This window comes from Afifella sp. JA880 (genome assembly GCF_025379905.1).
GTDB classification, from domain to species: domain Bacteria; phylum Pseudomonadota; class Alphaproteobacteria; order Rhizobiales; family Afifellaceae; genus Afifella; species Afifella aestuarii.
Genome location: NZ_JAOANH010000001.1, coordinates 757973 through 774632, shown reverse-complemented (window position 1 = coordinate 774632; position 16660 = coordinate 757973). Strand labels below are relative to the sequence as shown.

Here is a 16660-nt window from a genome sequence, read left to right as displayed (position 1 = left end):
GATGGCCGCTTTGCTGGAAGTGAAGAACCTCGTCACCGAGTTTCCCCGTCATGGTGCAGCGCCCGTCAAGGCGGTCAACGACGTTTCCTTTTCGCTCGAGAAGGGAAGGGTGCTCGGACTTGTCGGCGAAAGCGGCTCGGGAAAATCCGTGACCGGCTTTTCGATCATGGGCCTCGTCGATGCGCCCGGGCGTGTCGCTTCGGGTGACATCTTCTTCAACGGTGAGAACCTCGCAGATCTCAATGCGGAAGAGATGCGGCGCCTGCGCGGACGCCACATCGCGATGGTCTTTCAGGATCCGATGATGACGCTCAATCCGGTCCTGCGGATCGAGACGCAGATGACCGAAACGCTCCTCGCGCATGAGAAGATGGATCGTGCCGAAGCGCGGGCGCGGGCGCGGGATGCGCTGGGCATGGTCGGAATCCCAAGCCCCGAAGAGCGGCTCTCCGCCTATCCGCACGAGTTTTCAGGTGGCATGCGCCAGCGCGTCGCCATCGCGATCGCGCTTCTGCACAGCCCCGAGCTGATCATCGCGGACGAACCCACAACGGCGCTCGACGTGACCATCCAGGCGCAAATCATTTCCGAGTTCCAACGCCTGGCCGAGGAGAGGGACACGGCCGTGATCTGGATCACCCACGATCTTGCCATCGTCTCGCGGCTCGCCGACGACATTGCCGTCATGTATGCGGGCCGCCTCGTGGAGACCGGCCCGGTCGCCGACGTCCTGACCGGTCCGCGCCATCATTATACGCGCGGGCTGATGGATTCCGTGCCGAGCCAGAACACCCGCGGCGCGCTTCTGAAGCAGATCCCCGGTATGACGCCGAGCCCGGCCAATCTTCCTTCCGGATGCAGCTTTCGCACCCGCTGCGGAGGCGCTGACGCGCTCTGCACGAAGCTCCCACCCGAGATCAGGGAAGGTGAGCGGAGCTTTCGCTGCGTGCATCCCTTGGGCGCGCAGTCGTTGGATGCGGTTGCCGGGGAGGCCGTATCGTGAGCGAGGCGAACGAGGTGATGGAAAAAGCTCCAAAGATGCCGCTGGTCGAAGCCTGCGACGTGACGCGCCGCTTCGGTGCGACGCCCGATCTTGCCGCCCGCATTGCCATCAGTGCAGGCGCGGCGGAACCGCCGGCCGTCGTCTATGCGCTCGACGACATCAATCTCTCGGTTGCCCGCGGCGAAGTCCTGGGGGTGGTCGGCGAGAGCGGCTGCGGGAAGTCGACGCTCGGCCGCATCGTGGCGGGCATTCTTCCTCCGACCGAGGGAGAAATCCGCTGGAAGGGCGAGCCGCATCACAAGCTGAAAGGTCGGGCGCGCAAGGCGGCCGATCTCGCCGCGCAGATGATTTTCCAGAATCCGATGGCGGCGCTCAATCCGCGTATGCGCATCGAGAGTATCGTGGCTGAGGCGCCTCGTGCACACGGTCTCATCGAGGGAAGCGTCTCCGATTACGTCGATGAGCATCTGCGCATGGCCGGCTTCGATCCGGCGATGAAGAAGCGCCTGCCGCACGAATTCTCCGGCGGCCAGCGTCAGCGCGTGAACATCGCTCGGGCGCTCGCCGTGAAGCCGGAATTTCTGGTTTGCGATGAAAGCGTCGCCGCCCTCGACGTCTCCATCCAGGCCCAGATCATCAATCTCTTCGTGAAGCTGCGGGAAGAGCTCGATCTCACTTATATGTTCATCAGCCACGATCTCGGCGTGGTCGAGCATATCTCCGACCGCGTCGTCATCATGTATCTCGGTCGGATCGTGGAAGAGGCGCCGGTGGAAGAGATCTTTGCCCGCCCGAACCATCCCTATACGCAGGCTCTGCTCGCCGAAATTCCGCGCATCGAGCCGCGCAAGCGCCGCTTCCAGGCGATCAAGGGCGAGATTCCGAGCCCGTTATTTCCGCCGAAGGGCTGTCACTTTCATCCCCGGTGCCCGTTCGCTCACGAACGCTGCCGGGTGGAGGTGCCGAAGCTCAAGCCGGTTGCCGGCGGCCATCTCTCCGCCTGCCATCTGAACGACGAGCCTGCCGCTGGGGCGTGACGATCGACTGACTTGACCTTCCAGTGGCTGGAAGCTCCATTTAGGGTGCGATCAGCCACGAGGATTGGTCTCATGAACGAGATTGCACCCGCCGCGAGCCTCCGCGAAGGCTCGTCTTCACGCCGATACCGTGTCGAGGGCATGACCTGTGCCTCGTGCGTGCGCCGGGTCGAACAGGCGATTGCGGCGCTGCCCTCTGTCGACAAAGCCAGCGTCAATCTGGCGACGGAGACGGCGGAGGTCATCTTCGCTGATACGCCTGAGGATCGCGCCGTCATCGCCGCGATCGAGAAGGCCGGCTACGACGTCCCGCGCGAGAATTTTGAGATCGCCATCGAAGGTATGACCTGCGCCTCCTGCGTCGGCCGGGCCGAGGGCGCAATCAGGGCTGTGCCCGGTGTCGATGAGGTGACGGTCAATCTGGCGACCGAACGCGCCTCGATTTCGGCCCGGGGCGGGCTTGATCGCGGGGCCGTCGCGGCGGCGATTCGCGAGGCGGGCTATACACCGCGCCTGATCGAGAATGACGCGGCCGGAGCCGACCGGCGCGCCGAGGTCAAGGCGCGTGATTATGCGGCCCTGAAGCGCGATCTCACCATTGCTGCAATCCTGACGCTGCCGGTCTTTCTGGTCGAGATGGGCTCGCATGTCTCGCCGGTGATCCATGATCTCGTGCAGCGGACGATCGGTTCGGGAACCAATCATCTCGTGCAGTTCGTCCTGACGACGCTCGTGCTCTTCGGCCCGGGATTGCGATTCTTCCGCAAGGGCTTGCCGGCGCTCCTTCACGCCGCACCTGACATGAATTCCCTGGTCGTCGTAGGAGCCAGTGCCGCCTGGGGCTATTCCACTGTCGCGACTTTTCTGCCCCAAGTGCTGCCGGCCGGGACCGCGAACGTCTATTTCGAGGCGGCGGCCGGGATCGTGACGCTCATTCTCGTCGGTCGTCTTCTCGAAGCACGTGCCAAGGGCCGCACGGGCGAGGCGATCAAACGCCTGATCGGCCTGCAGCCGAAGACCGCCCGGGTCGAGCGGGAGGGGCGTTTCGTCGAAGTGCCGCTTGAAGATGTCGTCGTCGGCGATGTCCTGCAGGTGCGGCCCGGCGACAAGATTGCCGTTGACGGAGCTGTGCTGACCGGCACGTCCTATGTCGATGAATCGATGATCACCGGCGAGCCGATCCCCGTCGAAAAGGCCGACGGCGCCGAGGTCGTCGGCGGGACCATCAACAAGACCGGCAGTTTCACCTATCGGGCCGAGAAGGTCGGCAGCGATACGATGCTCGCCAATATCATCCGCATGGTCGAGGCGGCGCAGGGCGGCAAGCTGCCGATCCAGGCGATGGTCGATAAGGTCACGCAATGGTTCGTCCCGGCCGTGATGAGTGCGGCCCTCCTGACTTTCCTCATCTGGCTCGTCTTCGGTCCAGAGCCGGCGCTGGGCTTCGCCCTCGTCAATGCGGTCGCCGTCCTCATCATCGCCTGCCCCTGCGCCATGGGGCTCGCAACGCCGACCTCGATCATGGTCGGCACGGGCCGGGCGGCCGAGTTCGGCGTGCTGTTCCGGCGTGGTGAAGCGCTGCAGACGCTGCGCGAGGCGGGCGTGATCGCGCTCGACAAGACCGGCACTTTGACGGAAGGCCAGCCTGAGCTCACCGATCTCAGCGTCTCTGAAGGGTTCGACGAGGCCGAAGTTTTGGCGCTGGTGGCGGCCGTCGAGGCGGGCTCCGAGCACCCGATCGCCGCCGCGATCGTGGCGGCGGCCGAGCGCCGGGGGCTGGGGCTGGCGAAGCCCGAGGCTTTCGAGGCGATCCCCGGTTTCGGCATCACGGCACGCGTTGCCGGCCATGATGTCATGGTCGGGGCCGACCGATTGATGGCGGAGCGCAAAATCGCTCTCGATGGCTTTACCGAGGACGCAGAACGTCTCGGCGCGGAGGGCAAGTCACCACTTTATGCCGCGATCGACGGGAAGCTTGCCGCGATGCTTGCGGTCGCCGATCCGGTCAAGCCATCGACGCCGGCCGCGATCAAGGCCCTGCACAATCTCGGGCTGAAGGTTGCGATGATCACCGGCGACAACCGCCGCACGGCGGACGCCGTTGCCCGCCGTCTCGGTATTGATGAGGTGGTCGCCGAAGTGCTGCCGCAGGGCAAGATCGACGCGATCAAAGCCTTGCGCTCTGGTGGGCGCAAGGTCGCCTTCGTCGGCGATGGCATCAACGACGCACCGGCGCTGGCGGAGGCCGATGTCGGTCTGGCGATCGGCACCGGCACGGATGTGGCGATCGAAAGCGCCGATGTAGTCTTGATGTCGGGTGATCTCGGGGGTGTCGCCAATGCGATCGCTCTCTCCAAAGCGACGCTTGCCAACATCCGTCAGAACCTCTTCTGGGCCTTCGCCTACAATGTCGTGCTGATCCCGGTGGCGGCCGGCGCGCTTTATCCGTCGACCGGCGTGCTTCTGTCGCCGGTTTTCGCGGCCGGAGCGATGGCGCTCTCAAGTGTCTTCGTCGTCACCAATGCGCTGCGTCTGAGGCGGTTTTCGCCGCCGCTCGAGGTTATCGGAACGCGGAGCGCGCCCGCTGCCAAGGCTTCGCAGAAAGCGGAGCCGGAAGCCTCGTCAAAGCCGGCACAATCTGTGTCCCAAACTCCGGCCATGCCGGCCAATGTCATGTCAGAAAAGGAGATTTCCATGCTGAAGCTCAAAGTTGAAGAGATGTCGTGCAAGCATTGCGTGGCCAACGTGGAGAAGGCGGTGAAAGGTGTCGATCCCGAGGCCAAGGTCGATGTCGACCTCGATGCCGGCACGGCCGCAATCGAGAGCTCGGCCGACGAGGCGGCGATCGAAGCTGCGATCCGCGAGGCGGGTTATCCGAACGAGAAGCTCGCCGCCGCCTGAGCGAGCTTTTTTCATCTTCCGGCCGGGCGGAAGCGCGAGACCCGACCTGGCCGGAACCCATACCTGCCTTGGTGCCGGCTCCCATCTGGCCCGTCTGGTGGCCGGCGAACGCGGCTTGACATGCGAAAGGTGACCTCGGTATCGATGCGATATGTTATAAAATTACATATCGCGAGGCGAGATGCAGCAATCCAAGTCCAATGACGGGCGCCTGCCTGTGACCGTGCTGTCGGGTTTTCTGGGCGCGGGCAAGACGACACTCCTGAACCATGCGCTCAACAATCGCGAGGGCCGGCGCGTCGCCGTCATCGTCAATGACATGAGCGAGGTGAACATCGATGCCGACCTCGTGCGCGAAGAAACGGCGCTGAACCGTTCCGAAGAGAAGCTCGTCGAGATGACCAACGGCTGCATCTGCTGCACGTTGCGCGACGATCTCCTCACGGAGGTGCGCCGTCTGGCCGAAGAGGGGCGCTTCGATTACCTGCTGATCGAAAGTACGGGCGTTTCTGAGCCTTTGCCTGTCGCTGCCACGTTCGAGTATCGCGACGAGAACGGACGTAGCCTGTCCGACATCGCGCGCCTGGATGCGATGGTCACCGTCATCGACGCCATGCATCTCCTGCAGAATTACGGATCGTCCGATTTTCTGGCCGATCGCGGTGAGACGGCGGGGGAGGGGGATGAGCGCACACTGGTCAACTTGCTGGTCGATCAGATCGAATTTGCCGACATCATCATTCTCAACAAGGTGTCGGGTGCGGAGCCTGCCCATCTCGATGCGGCCCGTGCGATCGTGCATGGCCTCAACCCGGACGCAAAATTGATCGAGACCGATTATGGCAACGTCGCTGCTGACGACCTCTTTGACACCGGATTGTTCGATTTTGACCGCGCCCACCAGCATCCGATGTGGTTCAAAGAGCTCTACGGCTTTGCCGACCATGTGCCGGAAGATGCCGAATACGGTGTGACGAGCTTTGTCTGGCGCGAACGTCGTCCGCTCATTCCCGAGCGCTTCAACGAATTTCTGCAGACACCGCTGCCCGGCGTCATCCGCGCCAAAGGGCATTTCTGGCTGGCCACCCGAGCTCAGATCGTGGGCGAATTCAGCCTCGCCGGCGCGGCGGCGATGGTGAGACCGCTCGGCTTCTGGTGGACGTCGGTGCCGCAGTCGCGATGGCCGGATGATCCGGAATTCCGCAAGCGGATCCTGAGCTTTTTCGACCCCGTTTACGGGGATCGGCGCCAGGAGATAGTCTTCATCGGAATGCTGGGCGAGATGAACCGCGAGCGCATTACGGCGATGCTCGAGCGTTGTCTTGCAGAACCGACCGAGAATGGTCGTTTCGATCCGAATGCCTATCGCGGTCTTCCGGATCCTTTCGAGGCGTGGGGATCGTCGCAGGCCGCCTGACGCTGGCCCATTAAAGTGACACCGCTTCAGGAAGCGGTGTCACTTGATGTCGAGAGCACGCCGTTTCTCGGGCGGGAAGCGCCCGTCGTCGTGCTCAGCCGAACCGTTCGCTCGGGGCTGCGATTTGAACGAGAAAGTCCCGCCGCAAGTCGGAATCCTCTTTGAACGCGCCGATAAAGCGGCGGGTCACCATGCTCACGCCGGGCTTCCTGATGCCGCGTGTGGTCATGCACATATGAGCGGCCTCGATGACGACAGCGACCCCGCGTGGCCGGAGAACCTCCTCGATCGTGTCCGCAATCTGCGAAGTCAGCGTTTCCTGGATCTGCAGCCGCTTCGCATAGGCTTCCACGAGCCGTGCAAGTTTGCTGATGCCGACGACACGCCGGTTTGGCAGGTAGGCGATATGCGCCTTGCCGATGATCGGCACGATGTGGTGCTCGCAATGCGATTCCAGTCGCATGTTCCGAAGCACGATCATGTCGTCGTAATCGTCGGTCTCTTCAAATGTCCGGGCGAGAAGCTCGGTTGGATCGGTGTTGTAACCTTCGAAGAACTCCTCGTAGGCGCGCACGACGCGCGCGGGCGTGTCGATCAGGCCTTCACGATCCGGATCGTCGCCGGCCCATTCGATGATGAGCCGGACTGCGGCTTCGACGGCGGCGCGATCGGGACGCGGCCGCCCGAGTGTCTTTTCTTGCGGCATGGCCGCGGGGAATGATGTCATGTCTCTGAGGATAGCCTTGGTGATCAGGGCAATTATTTGAAACGTTATAACATTAAAATCAAGAATGATCCCTCGATGACGCCCGCCTTGCAAAGGTCCTCAGGTGAGGCGGATCGAACCGCCATCGGTGGGGAGGTTGCCCTGGCGCGAGCGAGCAGGCATTCTCCGCGCGATTTTTACGTATCTTTTGGCGGTTGCGGCACGGGCATCCCGCTGAGAGCGGAGGCGTCGGTTATCGTAAACGAAAGCATAACGAGCCTCGGCGTATAGAGGAGCGAACCACAGTCCGGAGCGTGCATGTGCCGACGTCCGGCGTGAGTGGGAGTTGCGGTTCGCTCGCAGGGGCAGGGGAGAAGCTTGTTGATGAAGCCGAGCTTTGATGCGCGTCTGTTGACGGCGCGGAGACGCCTGAAGGGCTCCAAGCCTCTGCTCTTTTTGAGCGCCGCTGCCGGCATGGCCGCGTTGGTGGGGACGGCGCCGCTCGTCGCCGAGGGGGTCGTACAAGCCTCCGCTCATCTCATCGCGGCCGGAGAGGTTTTTTCGGCGCCGATGATCGGGGAAGACGCGCGGCTCAAACCCGCCTCGCGGGGAGACCGCCTGTCCTCGGTTGCTCTGAGGCAGAGCCCGTCGAACCGTCTCGGACAGCGCAGCTCAACGGTCGAGCGCAACCCCTTTGAAGACCCCGATGTGAAAGGCCCGGCGACTGGTCTTTTCGACTCGCAGCGTTTCGCCTGGCAGCCGAGGATGTTGCACCTGCCGGAAGTCGTTGCGGGCTATCCGGGGCTCCTGGTGCCGGCGAGTGAAAGCGGCGCCGTACGATCGGCGACGGCCTTTACGATGGCCCCCGAGACCAGTGCCGAAGTGTTTGCGAACCGCTGGATGTCTGAAACTTTTGAGCCCACGGCCGGAGCGTATCTCGCCGCTCTCATCGGGAGGGGGCACGTTCCATCATCGCCTGACGAGATGGTCCCAGATGCGGTGGCGAGGCTCGACCTTGTCCCGGCGCCGAGGCCAGATATCGGCGAAACGGAGATCGCCAGCCTGGAGCCCGATGCCCGCCCGGCATCGACGGTGGGTTTTGACGAGGCTCTCGATGCGCAGGCCGTTTTGAAAAAGGTGGCCGTGCCGGCATCCCGGCCCACGCCGGGCGTCGTTGCGAGAGGCGGGCGCTCGCCCGCAAGCCTTGCTTATGCGGCGGTCGAAGATCCGGCCGCAAGCGATTCATCTGACGGCTTTTTCAACAAGCTCTTTGCGCCTGCAAGCAGGGCCGCGCTTCCGGGACGGGATAGCGGCATTGCCGTCTACGAGATTCAATCGGCGACAGTCTATCTGCCCAATGGGGAACGTCTCGAGGCGCATTCTGGCCTTGCCAAGATGCAGGATGATCCCCGCTATGTGCGCGAGAAGAACCGCGGCCCGACGCCGCCGAACGTCTACAATCTGGTGATGCGCGAAAGCCGCTTTCACGGTGCGGAGGCCATTCGCCTGCTGCCCTCCGATGGTCGCAAGAAATACAACCGCGACGGGCTCCTGGCGCACCCTTACATGTATGCCGGCGGCGGCTCGCGCTCCCAGTCCAACGGCTGCGTGGTCTTCGCCAATTACGAGCGCTTCCTGAAGGCCTTCAAGAAGGGGCACATCACCCGCATGATTGTCGTGCCGCGGCTGAAGGACCTCAACACCTATATGGCTGCGCTTTAGGGCTGCATGGGCCCGTTGGCTGAGCCACCAGGCTGGTGGGTGAGGGTGCCGGCGCAGTGGATTCGAGATGGCAGGCTGGCGCGCAGCCGCGGCCAGCTGCGTTTCCGGCTCGGTTGGCTGGTGACTTCCGCGCCAGCCCCGCTGTGGCTAAACTTCTATAAAATCCGACAGCCTGTCAGCGCGATGGGAGGGCGAACGATGCGTCACACAATCTTTGGCCCCGTCCTTGCCGCCACTCTTTGCACGAGCCCGGCATTGGCGATGGCCGCCTCGGCCGGCAACGACTATCCGAGCGAGGCGATCGCCGAATATGTCTATGCCTGCATGAAGGCGAATGGCGAGACGCGGCCGGTTCTCTCCGCCTGCGCCTGTTCGATCGATGTTGTCGCTTCGCTCCTGACCTACGAGCGTTATCTGACCGCCAGCACCTTCTTGAGCATGCACCAGCTGCACGGCGAAGGTGCCGATATCTTTCGCAACAGCCCGCGTTCGAATGCGTCGATCCAGGATCTGCGCCGCGCCCAGGCCGAGGCGGATGTGCGCTGTTTCAAGGGCAACTAAACACCCGAAATCACGGCTTTCTCTGGTCTTTTGGGTCTTGGGTGCATCTAAGTGCGACAAGGAGTCATAAGTAACCTTGCCGAGAGCTCAGGATGCCTTTACAGTACTCATTAGGTTTTCGACTAAAAAAGACTCCAGTCTGGGAATTGGATGCTGTCGAAGGTTAGTTCGAGCGCGCCAAAGCAAGCGTAGCTCGATGTTGTGGCGTATTGTCGAAAACCCATCTCAATAAGCGTTCGTGCGTGTGCCAGAGGCTTTGCGTAACGAAACCATAGACGACGCTAATGTCGCAATGGGAGGGTCTAATGGGTCGCATCTTGACGGCGCTGTGCGCCGTGTTTGGGCTCGTCATATTGATGGGGCCTGCTTTCGCAAATGAAAAACTCATCGAAATGGAGAAGAACGCGAAAGAGTGGGTCATGCCCACCGGAAACTACGCCAATCACCGCTTCTCCGAGCTCAATCAAATCAACAAGGACAATGTCGGCGATCTCCAGGTCGCCTGGACGTTTTCCACCGGCGTGCTGCGCGGTCACGAAGGCGGACCGCTCGTCATCGGTGACACGATGTATGTGCACACGCCTTTTCCGAACATCGTCTACGCGCTCGACCTCAACAACGATGGCGCGATCAAATGGAAGTATGAGCCGGTTCAGGATTCGGGCGTGATCCCGATCATGTGCTGCGACACGGTCAATCGCGGCCCGGCCTATGCGCCGGAAGGTGAGGGCCATCCGGCGATGTTGATCCTCAGTCAGGCTGATACGACGGTCGTGGCTCTGAACGCCGACACCGGCGAAGAGGTCTGGAAGGTCAAGAACGGCGACCCCGGCAAGGCCGAGAGTGCGACCGCAGCGCCCCTGGTCTACAAGGACAAGGTGCTGATTGGCGTCTCCGGTGCCGAGTTCGGTGTGCGTGGTCGGGTCACCGTCTACAATCTCGCCGACGGTTCGGTCGCCTGGAAGGCGTTTTCCACCGGTCCGGATGAAGACATGCTCGTCGATCCGGAAAAGACGATGGCGCTCGGCAAACCGATCGGCAAGGATTCCAGTCTGCAAAGCTGGGAAGGCGATCAGTGGAAGACCGGTGGTGGCACCACCTGGGGCTGGTATGCCTACGATCCGGAGCTCAATCTCATCTATTACGGCACCGGCAATCCATCGACCTGGAACCCGAACCAGAGGCCGGGCGACAACAAATATTCGATGACGATCTTCGCACGCGATGCCGATACGGGCATGGCGAAGTGGCTCTATCAAATGACGCCGCACGACGAGTGGGATTACGATGGCGTCAACGAGATGATCCTCGTCGATCTCGAAATGAACGGCGAGATGGTGAAAGCGCTCGTGCATTTCGACCGCAACGGGATCGCCTACACCATGAACCGCGAGACGGGCGAACTCCTGCTCGCCAAGAAATATGACCCGGCCGTCAACTGGACGAGCGGCGTCGACATGGACAAGAATAGCGAAACCTACGGTCGGCCCACGGTGGTCAGCGATTATTCCACCGATGCGCAGGGCGAGGACACCAACGTGGAGGGCATCTGCCCGGCGGCTCTCGGCACCAAGGACCAGCAGCCGGCCGCTTATTCCCCGAAAACCAAGATGTTCTATGTCCCGACCAACCATGTCTGCATGGATTATGAGCCGTTCCGGGTCAGCTACACCGCCGGCCAGCCCTATGTGGGCGCGACCGTGTCGATGTATCCGGCACCGGACAGCCATGGCGGCATGGGCAACTTCATCGCCTGGGACGCCACGACTGGCGAGATCGTCTGGACGATCCCCGAACAGTTCTCAGCCTGGGGCGGCGCGCTCGCCACGGCCGGCGACGTCGTCTTCTACGGCACGCTCGAAGGCTATCTGAAGGCGGTCGATATCGAGACTGGTAAAGAGCTCTACAGGTTCAAGACGCCCTCCGGCATCATCGGCAACGTCAATACCTATGAGCACAACGGCAAGCAGTACATAGCCGTGCTTTCGGGTGTCGGTGGCTGGGCCGGCATCGGTCTTGCCGCGGGGCTCCTGTCGCCTGAATCGGCTGCCGGTTGGCACGAGGCTGTCGACCAGGGGCGCGAGCAGGGGGACACGGAAGCTCAGGTGGGTACGGCCGGCCTCGGCGCCGTCGGCGGCTATTCGGGCCTTGCCAACTTCACCAATCTCGGTGGCGTGCTGACGGTCTTCGCACTTCCCGATTGAGACTGACGAGCCGAAGCGGGAGCCCGGCCTTTGGCCGGGCTCTCCACCGATGCCCTCATCAATCAGCCAGGAGTTACGATGCTCGCTCGCAGCATGGTTGCGCTCGTCTTTGCTGTTGTCGCCGGATTATCAGCTTCTGTCGCCGTCGCGCAGAACAATACTCCGGGAGATCCCACAATCGCGGAGGAGCGGGACGGAAAGTATTTCGACGCCGACGGGACTCCCACCTTCAAGTTCGAGAATGGACAAGTCGACTGGTACACGTTCTCCGGCTATCGCCGCTATCACGCCGCCTGCCATGTGTGCCATGGCCCCGACGGTCTCGGCTCGAGCTATGCGCCGGCGCTCGCCCACTCGCTCGAACATCTCGATTACGCGAATTTCCTCGCCGTCGTCGCGGGCGGACGCGAGAACGTGTCGAGCTCGCAGAAGAACGTCATGCCGTCCTTTGGCACCAATCCGAACGTCATGTGCTACATCGACGACATCTACATTTATCTGAGGGCGCGTGCGCAGGGAGATCTGCCGCGCGGCCGGCCGCCCAAGAAGGAAAAGAAGCCGGATTCCTTCATGAAGGCGGAAAACGATTGTCTCGGCACATGATGCCGCCTCTCACCCGCATCCGCTGGGCGATCGCGATCTCGACCGCGATCCTCGGGGTCTTTGCGACACCCTGGCCGAGCCTGGCTCAGACGACCGGCCTCGGCGAGGCCATCGAGCTCGTCGATCCGAACGTCTTCCGCGTCTGCGCCGATCCGAGCAACATGCCTTTCTCCAATCAGAAGGAGGAGGGCTACGAGCAGAAGCTGGCCGAGCTTTTCGCTGAAAAACTCGGGAAGACGGTCGCCTACACCTACTTCCCTGAAGTGATGGGCTTCGTCCGCCATACGCTCGGCGCGTATGAATGCGACGTCATCATGAGCTACGCGCAGGGCGATGAATTGGTGCAAAACACCAACGCCTATTATCAGACCGCCTATGCGCTGGTGACCATGCCGGGCTCCGACGTCGGAGACGTTACGACGCTCGCCGATCCGCGCCTCACGGACAAGCGCATCGGTGTCGTCGCGCGCACACCGCCGGCGGCCAATATGGCCATGTACGGGCTGCTCAAGAAGGCGAAACCCTATCAGCTGATGGTCGACACGCGGCGGGGGACGAGCGCCGAGGCGATGATCGCCGACCTAAAGAAGGGCGAGATCGACGTGGCGGCGCTCTGGGGACCGCTCGCCGGCTGGTTTGCGAGCCAGTCCGATCCGCCTCTCAAGGTGACCCCGCTTTTGAACGAGGAGGGCGGCTCGCGCATGGTCTACCGCATCACCATGGGCGTCCGGCCGACCGATCAAGAGTTCAAACGCACGCTCAATCGGCTCATCAGAGAGAACCAGGACGCGATCGACGCAATCCTGCTCGACTATGGCGTGCCCATTCTCGATGCGCACGAAAACCCGATCACGCATTGATCCGATGCGCTCCGGCTGCTGCTTTCAGCCGGAGCACCTTCCCTCGATATGGGGATCTTCGGACGGGGAGGGCGCCGGGGCGTGGCGTGCGTCCCGCTCAATCCGGCAGATCGGCCTGTATCACCCTTGCGAGCGCGAAGAGCCGTTGCTCGATCAGTGACGGCACTTCGCAGACATAGGTGAGGGAATGTCGCCGGTCGTCGAAGATGCGGACCTGCACGAGAAGGTTGGTTTTGAGCTCCTGAGCTTGCGGAGAATTGGGCGAGGCCTGACGGAGGTCGCTCAGGCGCGACTGCTGCATGCGGATTTCCTCCGCCATCGCCTTTTGCCGCCGCGCATAATGCTTGATGCCGTTCATCACCTCGCTGCGCTCTGCGTTCAGGGTCGTGAAAATCCCGGCGAAGAGTTGGGTCAGACGCTCCTCTCTCCGGGATGGATCGAGCCGAGCTGAAAAGTCCCGGACTGCATCCTCCGCGTCCTCGATTGGCATGCGGCGTGCGGAGAGCCGCCGAGCCAGCCCTGCGATTTCCTCGTCGTCGCGCCACGCCGTTATCGCCTTATCGACCGAGGGGCCGGTCCATACCTGCACGACCGAGAGCGTCGGCACTTCCGGCTGAATGCACGGCCAGTCGGGATCTTTGCGCGGCTGGGCGATCGCAGGCGCGCCCGTCAGAGCGAGCCCCGTCAGAGCGAGTCCCGTTGGAGCGAGCATTGCAGCGACGACGATCAGGAAGCGGCATCCGGAGACGACCATGCAACCAGAATGCGCGTCGATGGGGCCGGCCGCAAGCCCATCAGGGCGATGCCGCCGGCCCCCGCCCCCACCCCTCATTTGACCAGGATCTGTGCGCCCTGGGTCTCCCCGGTGGTGTTGGGAATCCGCAATTCGAACCGGCCGGGCCGGATCGGCACGAAGGTCATTTCCACTTCGCCCGCAGCGTCGAACTCGATCGAATCGACGCCGAGCGGGCGGATTTCGATGTCGTTGATGACGATTTCGTTCACCCAGACATTGCGGAAGAAATCGGCGCCATGCACGGCGAGCTCGGCCGTGCCGTCGGCCTCGATCGTCAGCTTGTACTGCTTGCCGGATTCAAGCTCGATCGGCGCCTCGACCAGCGGCTTGCCCGAGGACAGCGTGATCGGCCCAACAGCGATCGGCCGGGTCAAGAGCCCGGACTGGGCATAGGCGCCCACGGGCGTCAGCGCGCAAGCTGCGGCCGCCGCCAGAATAGCAAGTCCTGCGCTCCTCTTCATCTGCATGGTTCTTCCTCCCCTCGTTTTCGCACTGGCGCTTTTCGACCGTGTCGTTCCGTTCCGTTTGTGTCGCTGTGTCTTGGCGTTTCCCAACCGGCGACCGCCTATTCCGGCGTCGTCACCACCCCCCAGGGCAGTCGCCCGACCTGAACGCTCTTGATCACCTTGCGATCGGCCACATCGATGACGGAAATGTCGTTGGAGATTCCATTCGTCGAGAAGAGAAGGCTTTCATCCGGCGAGAAGGCGAGCTGCCAGACCCGCTGCCCGACGAGGAGGTACTCCTCCACCTCATAGGTTTCGGCATTGACGATGGCGACGCGGTTCGCCGGGCCGAGAGCGACGAAGGCGGTCTTGTCGTCGCCGGTGATGCGCACCCCGACAGGCTGGATTGCTTCGGGCCGCAGGCCGGGGATTTCGAAGGTGATCTTGTGGGTCACTTCATGGGCAGCCGTGTCGATCACGCTGACCGTGCCGCCGATCTCGGCGGAGACCCAGACCTCCGAGCCGTCGTGTTTGAACTCAGCGAAGCGAGGCCTGGAATCGACGAGCACGTTGTCGGTGATGTCGTGCGTTTTGGCGTCGATGAAATGCGCCATGCTCGTGGTTTCCGACGTGTTGACGATCACCGATCCGTCCGGTGACACGCCCATGCCTTCCGGCTCCACACCGACCGGGATCTCGCTGACGAGCGAGCGGTCTTCGACGTCGACGACGGTGACGAGGTTGTCGTCCTCGTTGGCGATGTAGAGAAGGCGCCCCTCCGGATCGAGGGCAAAAAGCTCGGGATCTGGGCCGGAGGGAAGCGTGGCAACGACCTCATAGGTCTCGGAATCGATCATTTGCACTGTGTCGTCGTCACTCGCGCAGAGAAGCACGTATTTGCCGTCGTTGGTGATGGTGATGCCGCGCGGACGCTGGCCGACGGGCACGGTCTCGATCACCTCCATGGAGGCGCTGTCGAGCACCGTCATGGTGTTGTCGCCCTCGTTGGAGACGAAAATCTTGTAGGCGAAGGCGGGCGCCGGCAGCGACAGCGCCGTTGCTGCGAGCATCACCCCAACGAGACGGCAGAGCGTCTTGCGCTCTCTTTTCCGAATGTCCCGCGTCATAGCCGGCACTCGCTCTCGGGTCGGTCGTAGCCGAGCGTGTCGAGTGTCGAGGTCTGGTGCAGGAAACCGTCCTGTGGCGAGACGGAGACGACCATGCGCCCGTCGGCGAGCAGGATCGGTTGCCGGAGCTGCCAGTTCCAGTCGCGCAACGTCAGCTTCTGTCCCTTGAAGGCTGCCACCTCGAACTTCGGTCCCTTGATGAAATCGGCCATCGTCGCGGCATCGCTACTGGATGCGCGCGTCGCCGCCTCGCCGATCATCCGGACGGCCGTCCAGGCGTCCATATCCTTTGCTGTCATTTGTCGGTCGTAGGCAGCGACGAAGCGGTTCTGGATCTGGATTCCAGCCCATTGGTCGTGAGCCGGCGACCAGCTCGTCGGCCTCAGCCCGGAGGTCCCGGCGACCGGCCTCGGATCCCAGGTGTGGTAGGGGACATAGGGCCCAAATATCTCGCTCTCGTCGGCGACGACGACCACGTCGTGATCAGGTGCCGACTGGGTGAAGACGGCCATCTGCGCGTCGACCTGGACGAGGCCGGAATCAGTGGTGCGGGCGCCGCCGGTATCGGTGAAGACGCGCTTTTCCACGATTCTGGCGCCGAAGCGTTTCGCGGCCCGTTCCACCGCGGCGGCATAATCCTGATCGGCTGAATGCGAGCCGACGAGGAGGAACAGCCGCGTCCATTTCTTGGTGACGAGATATTGCACGAGCGCGTCGGCGAGCATCGCCCGGCTCGGCGTCACATGAATGAGATTGGCCCGGCAATCGGATTCGCGCAGCCGGTCGTCGGCGGCGCCGATATTAAAGACGAGCGTATCCCGCTTCGCAGCCTCATCGGTGACGGCAAGAAGCGTGTCGGCAGGAAGGTCCGCCACGACAAAACGGACGCCCCCAGCGCTCATCTCGCCGAGGGCGTCCAGTGCCTGCTGCTGGTCGCTCGCAGTGGCATCCTCAAGTTCGTATTCCTGGCCGGTGAAGCGGCCGGTCGTGTTGTTGTCCGTAATCGCGAGTCGTGCGCCGGCGATGCCGTCATCCTCGCGCGGCCGCTCGCTCAAAGAAATGGGAAGCCAGTCCGGCAAGGGGCTACGCAGGTAGCCGATCATGACCTTGCCCTTACCATCCTGTGCCACGCCCGGGCTGGCGCTGCCGACGACGAGCGCGAACGCAACGGAAAAAACGATCGCGAGGAGATTGCGCGCAATGTCGATCCGCATGAAACGCCCGTTTGCCATGTCTCTACCTCACGTCATCTCGCGTTAGAGAGGAATTAAGCGAAG

14 protein-coding genes are annotated in these 16660 nt (G+C 62.7%); 9 read left to right on the top strand and 5 right to left on the bottom strand.

Annotated elements, in window-relative coordinates; genetic code table 11:
• Position 1: 1 nt before the first annotated feature.
• From NYQ83_RS03610 to NYQ83_RS03595, 4 genes are all read left to right on the top strand, one after another.
• Complete coding sequence (locus NYQ83_RS03610) at positions 2-1003, top strand: ABC transporter ATP-binding protein (RefSeq protein WP_261212519.1); 1002 nt, start codon at positions 2-4, stop codon at positions 1001-1003.
• A 17-nt stretch (positions 1004-1020) separates the two neighbouring features.
• Entirely contained in the window at positions 1021-2040 is a 1020-nt protein-coding gene (locus tag NYQ83_RS03605; RefSeq protein ID WP_261213925.1) for an ABC transporter ATP-binding protein, read from the top strand.
• Between the two features lie 72 nt (positions 2041-2112).
• Positions 2113-4941 (top strand): heavy metal translocating P-type ATPase, encoded by a 2829-nt coding sequence (locus NYQ83_RS03600; protein ID WP_261212516.1) that lies wholly within the window; start codon positions 2113-2115, stop codon positions 4939-4941.
• A gap of 181 nt (positions 4942-5122) precedes the next feature.
• A complete protein-coding gene (locus NYQ83_RS03595) occupies positions 5123-6358 on the top strand; it encodes a GTP-binding protein (protein WP_261212515.1) in 1236 nt (411 codons plus the stop codon).
• Positions 6359-6452: 94 nt separating this feature from the next.
• Here the strand turns inward: NYQ83_RS03595 and folE are convergent, their stop codons facing one another.
• Positions 6453-7085, bottom strand: a complete 633-nt coding sequence (gene folE, locus NYQ83_RS03590) for a GTP cyclohydrolase I FolE (RefSeq protein ID WP_409976951.1) — start codon at positions 7083-7085, stop codon at positions 6453-6455.
• Between the two features lie 363 nt (positions 7086-7448).
• Between folE and NYQ83_RS03585 the strand changes: the two genes are divergently transcribed.
• The 5 genes from NYQ83_RS03585 to NYQ83_RS03565 all read left to right on the top strand — a co-directional run bounded on the left by NYQ83_RS03585 (position 7449) and on the right by NYQ83_RS03565 (position 13014).
• Positions 7449-8786, top strand: coding sequence for a tlde1 domain-containing protein (locus tag NYQ83_RS03585; protein WP_261212513.1), 1338 nt, complete (start codon positions 7449-7451; stop codon positions 8784-8786).
• A 198-nt stretch (positions 8787-8984) separates the two neighbouring features.
• Entirely contained in the window at positions 8985-9347 is a 363-nt protein-coding gene (locus NYQ83_RS03580) for a hypothetical protein (protein WP_261212512.1), read from the top strand.
• Positions 9348-9652: 305 nt separating this feature from the next.
• The gene (locus tag NYQ83_RS03575; protein WP_261212510.1) at positions 9653-11551 is read left to right on the top strand and encodes a methanol/ethanol family PQQ-dependent dehydrogenase; all 1899 of its coding nucleotides are present in this window, start codon (positions 9653-9655) and stop codon (positions 11549-11551) included.
• Between the two features lie 78 nt (positions 11552-11629).
• Positions 11630-12154, top strand: coding sequence for a c-type cytochrome, methanol metabolism-related (locus NYQ83_RS03570; RefSeq protein ID WP_261212507.1), 525 nt, complete (start codon positions 11630-11632; stop codon positions 12152-12154).
• Positions 12151-13014: a substrate-binding domain-containing protein gene (locus tag NYQ83_RS03565; protein WP_314733280.1), complete on the top strand. Its 864-nt coding sequence runs from the start codon at positions 12151-12153 to the stop codon at positions 13012-13014. Before NYQ83_RS03570 ends, NYQ83_RS03565 begins: the two co-directional genes overlap by 4 nt.
• Before the next feature lie 97 nt (positions 13015-13111).
• Here the strand turns inward: NYQ83_RS03565 and NYQ83_RS03560 are convergent, their stop codons facing one another.
• From NYQ83_RS03560 to NYQ83_RS03545, 4 genes are all read right to left on the bottom strand, one after another.
• Complete coding sequence (locus NYQ83_RS03560; RefSeq protein ID WP_261212505.1) at positions 13112-13768, bottom strand: hypothetical protein; 657 nt, start codon at positions 13766-13768, stop codon at positions 13112-13114.
• A gap of 74 nt (positions 13769-13842) precedes the next feature.
• Positions 13843-14277 (bottom strand): hypothetical protein, encoded by a 435-nt coding sequence (locus tag NYQ83_RS03555; RefSeq protein ID WP_261212503.1) that lies wholly within the window; start codon positions 14275-14277, stop codon positions 13843-13845.
• 98 nt (positions 14278-14375) lie between these two features.
• Complete coding sequence (locus tag NYQ83_RS03550; RefSeq protein ID WP_409976950.1) at positions 14376-15383, bottom strand: YVTN family beta-propeller repeat protein; 1008 nt, start codon at positions 15381-15383, stop codon at positions 14376-14378.
• Entirely contained in the window at positions 15380-16615 is a 1236-nt protein-coding gene (locus NYQ83_RS03545; protein WP_261212500.1) for an ABC transporter substrate-binding protein, read from the bottom strand. Before NYQ83_RS03545 ends, NYQ83_RS03550 begins: the two co-directional genes overlap by 4 nt.
• Between the last annotated feature and the right edge of the window lie 45 nt (positions 16616-16660).

What these genes read in the sequence shown, in the direction of transcription:
- NYQ83_RS03610 (WP_261212519.1), top strand. Translation starts at nt 2, where the DNA reads ATGGCCGCTTTGCTGGAAGTGAAGAACCTCGTCACCGAGTTTCCCCGT.
- NYQ83_RS03605 (WP_261213925.1), top strand. Translation starts at nt 1,021, where the DNA reads ATGGAAAAAGCTCCAAAGATGCCGCTGGTCGAAGCCTGCGACGTGACG.
- NYQ83_RS03600 (WP_261212516.1), top strand. Translation starts at nt 2,113, where the DNA reads ATGAACGAGATTGCACCCGCCGCGAGCCTCCGCGAAGGCTCGTCTTCA.
- NYQ83_RS03595 (WP_261212515.1), top strand. Translation starts at nt 5,123, where the DNA reads ATGCAGCAATCCAAGTCCAATGACGGGCGCCTGCCTGTGACCGTGCTG.
- folE (WP_409976951.1), bottom strand. Translation starts at nt 7,085, where the DNA reads ATGACATCATTCCCCGCGGCCATGCCGCAAGAAAAGACACTCGGGCGG.
- NYQ83_RS03585 (WP_261212513.1), top strand. Translation starts at nt 7,449, where the DNA reads ATGAAGCCGAGCTTTGATGCGCGTCTGTTGACGGCGCGGAGACGCCTG.
- NYQ83_RS03580 (WP_261212512.1), top strand. Translation starts at nt 8,985, where the DNA reads ATGCGTCACACAATCTTTGGCCCCGTCCTTGCCGCCACTCTTTGCACG.
- NYQ83_RS03575 (WP_261212510.1), top strand. Translation starts at nt 9,653, where the DNA reads ATGGGTCGCATCTTGACGGCGCTGTGCGCCGTGTTTGGGCTCGTCATA.
- NYQ83_RS03570 (WP_261212507.1), top strand. Translation starts at nt 11,630, where the DNA reads ATGCTCGCTCGCAGCATGGTTGCGCTCGTCTTTGCTGTTGTCGCCGGA.
- NYQ83_RS03565 (WP_314733280.1), top strand. Translation starts at nt 12,151, where the DNA reads ATGATGCCGCCTCTCACCCGCATCCGCTGGGCGATCGCGATCTCGACC.
- NYQ83_RS03560 (WP_261212505.1), bottom strand. Translation starts at nt 13,768, where the DNA reads ATGGTCGTCTCCGGATGCCGCTTCCTGATCGTCGTCGCTGCAATGCTC.
- NYQ83_RS03555 (WP_261212503.1), bottom strand. Translation starts at nt 14,277, where the DNA reads ATGCAGATGAAGAGGAGCGCAGGACTTGCTATTCTGGCGGCGGCCGCA.
- NYQ83_RS03550 (WP_409976950.1), bottom strand. Translation starts at nt 15,383, where the DNA reads ATGACGCGGGACATTCGGAAAAGAGAGCGCAAGACGCTCTGCCGTCTC.
- NYQ83_RS03545 (WP_261212500.1), bottom strand. Translation starts at nt 16,615, where the DNA reads ATGGCAAACGGGCGTTTCATGCGGATCGACATTGCGCGCAATCTCCTC.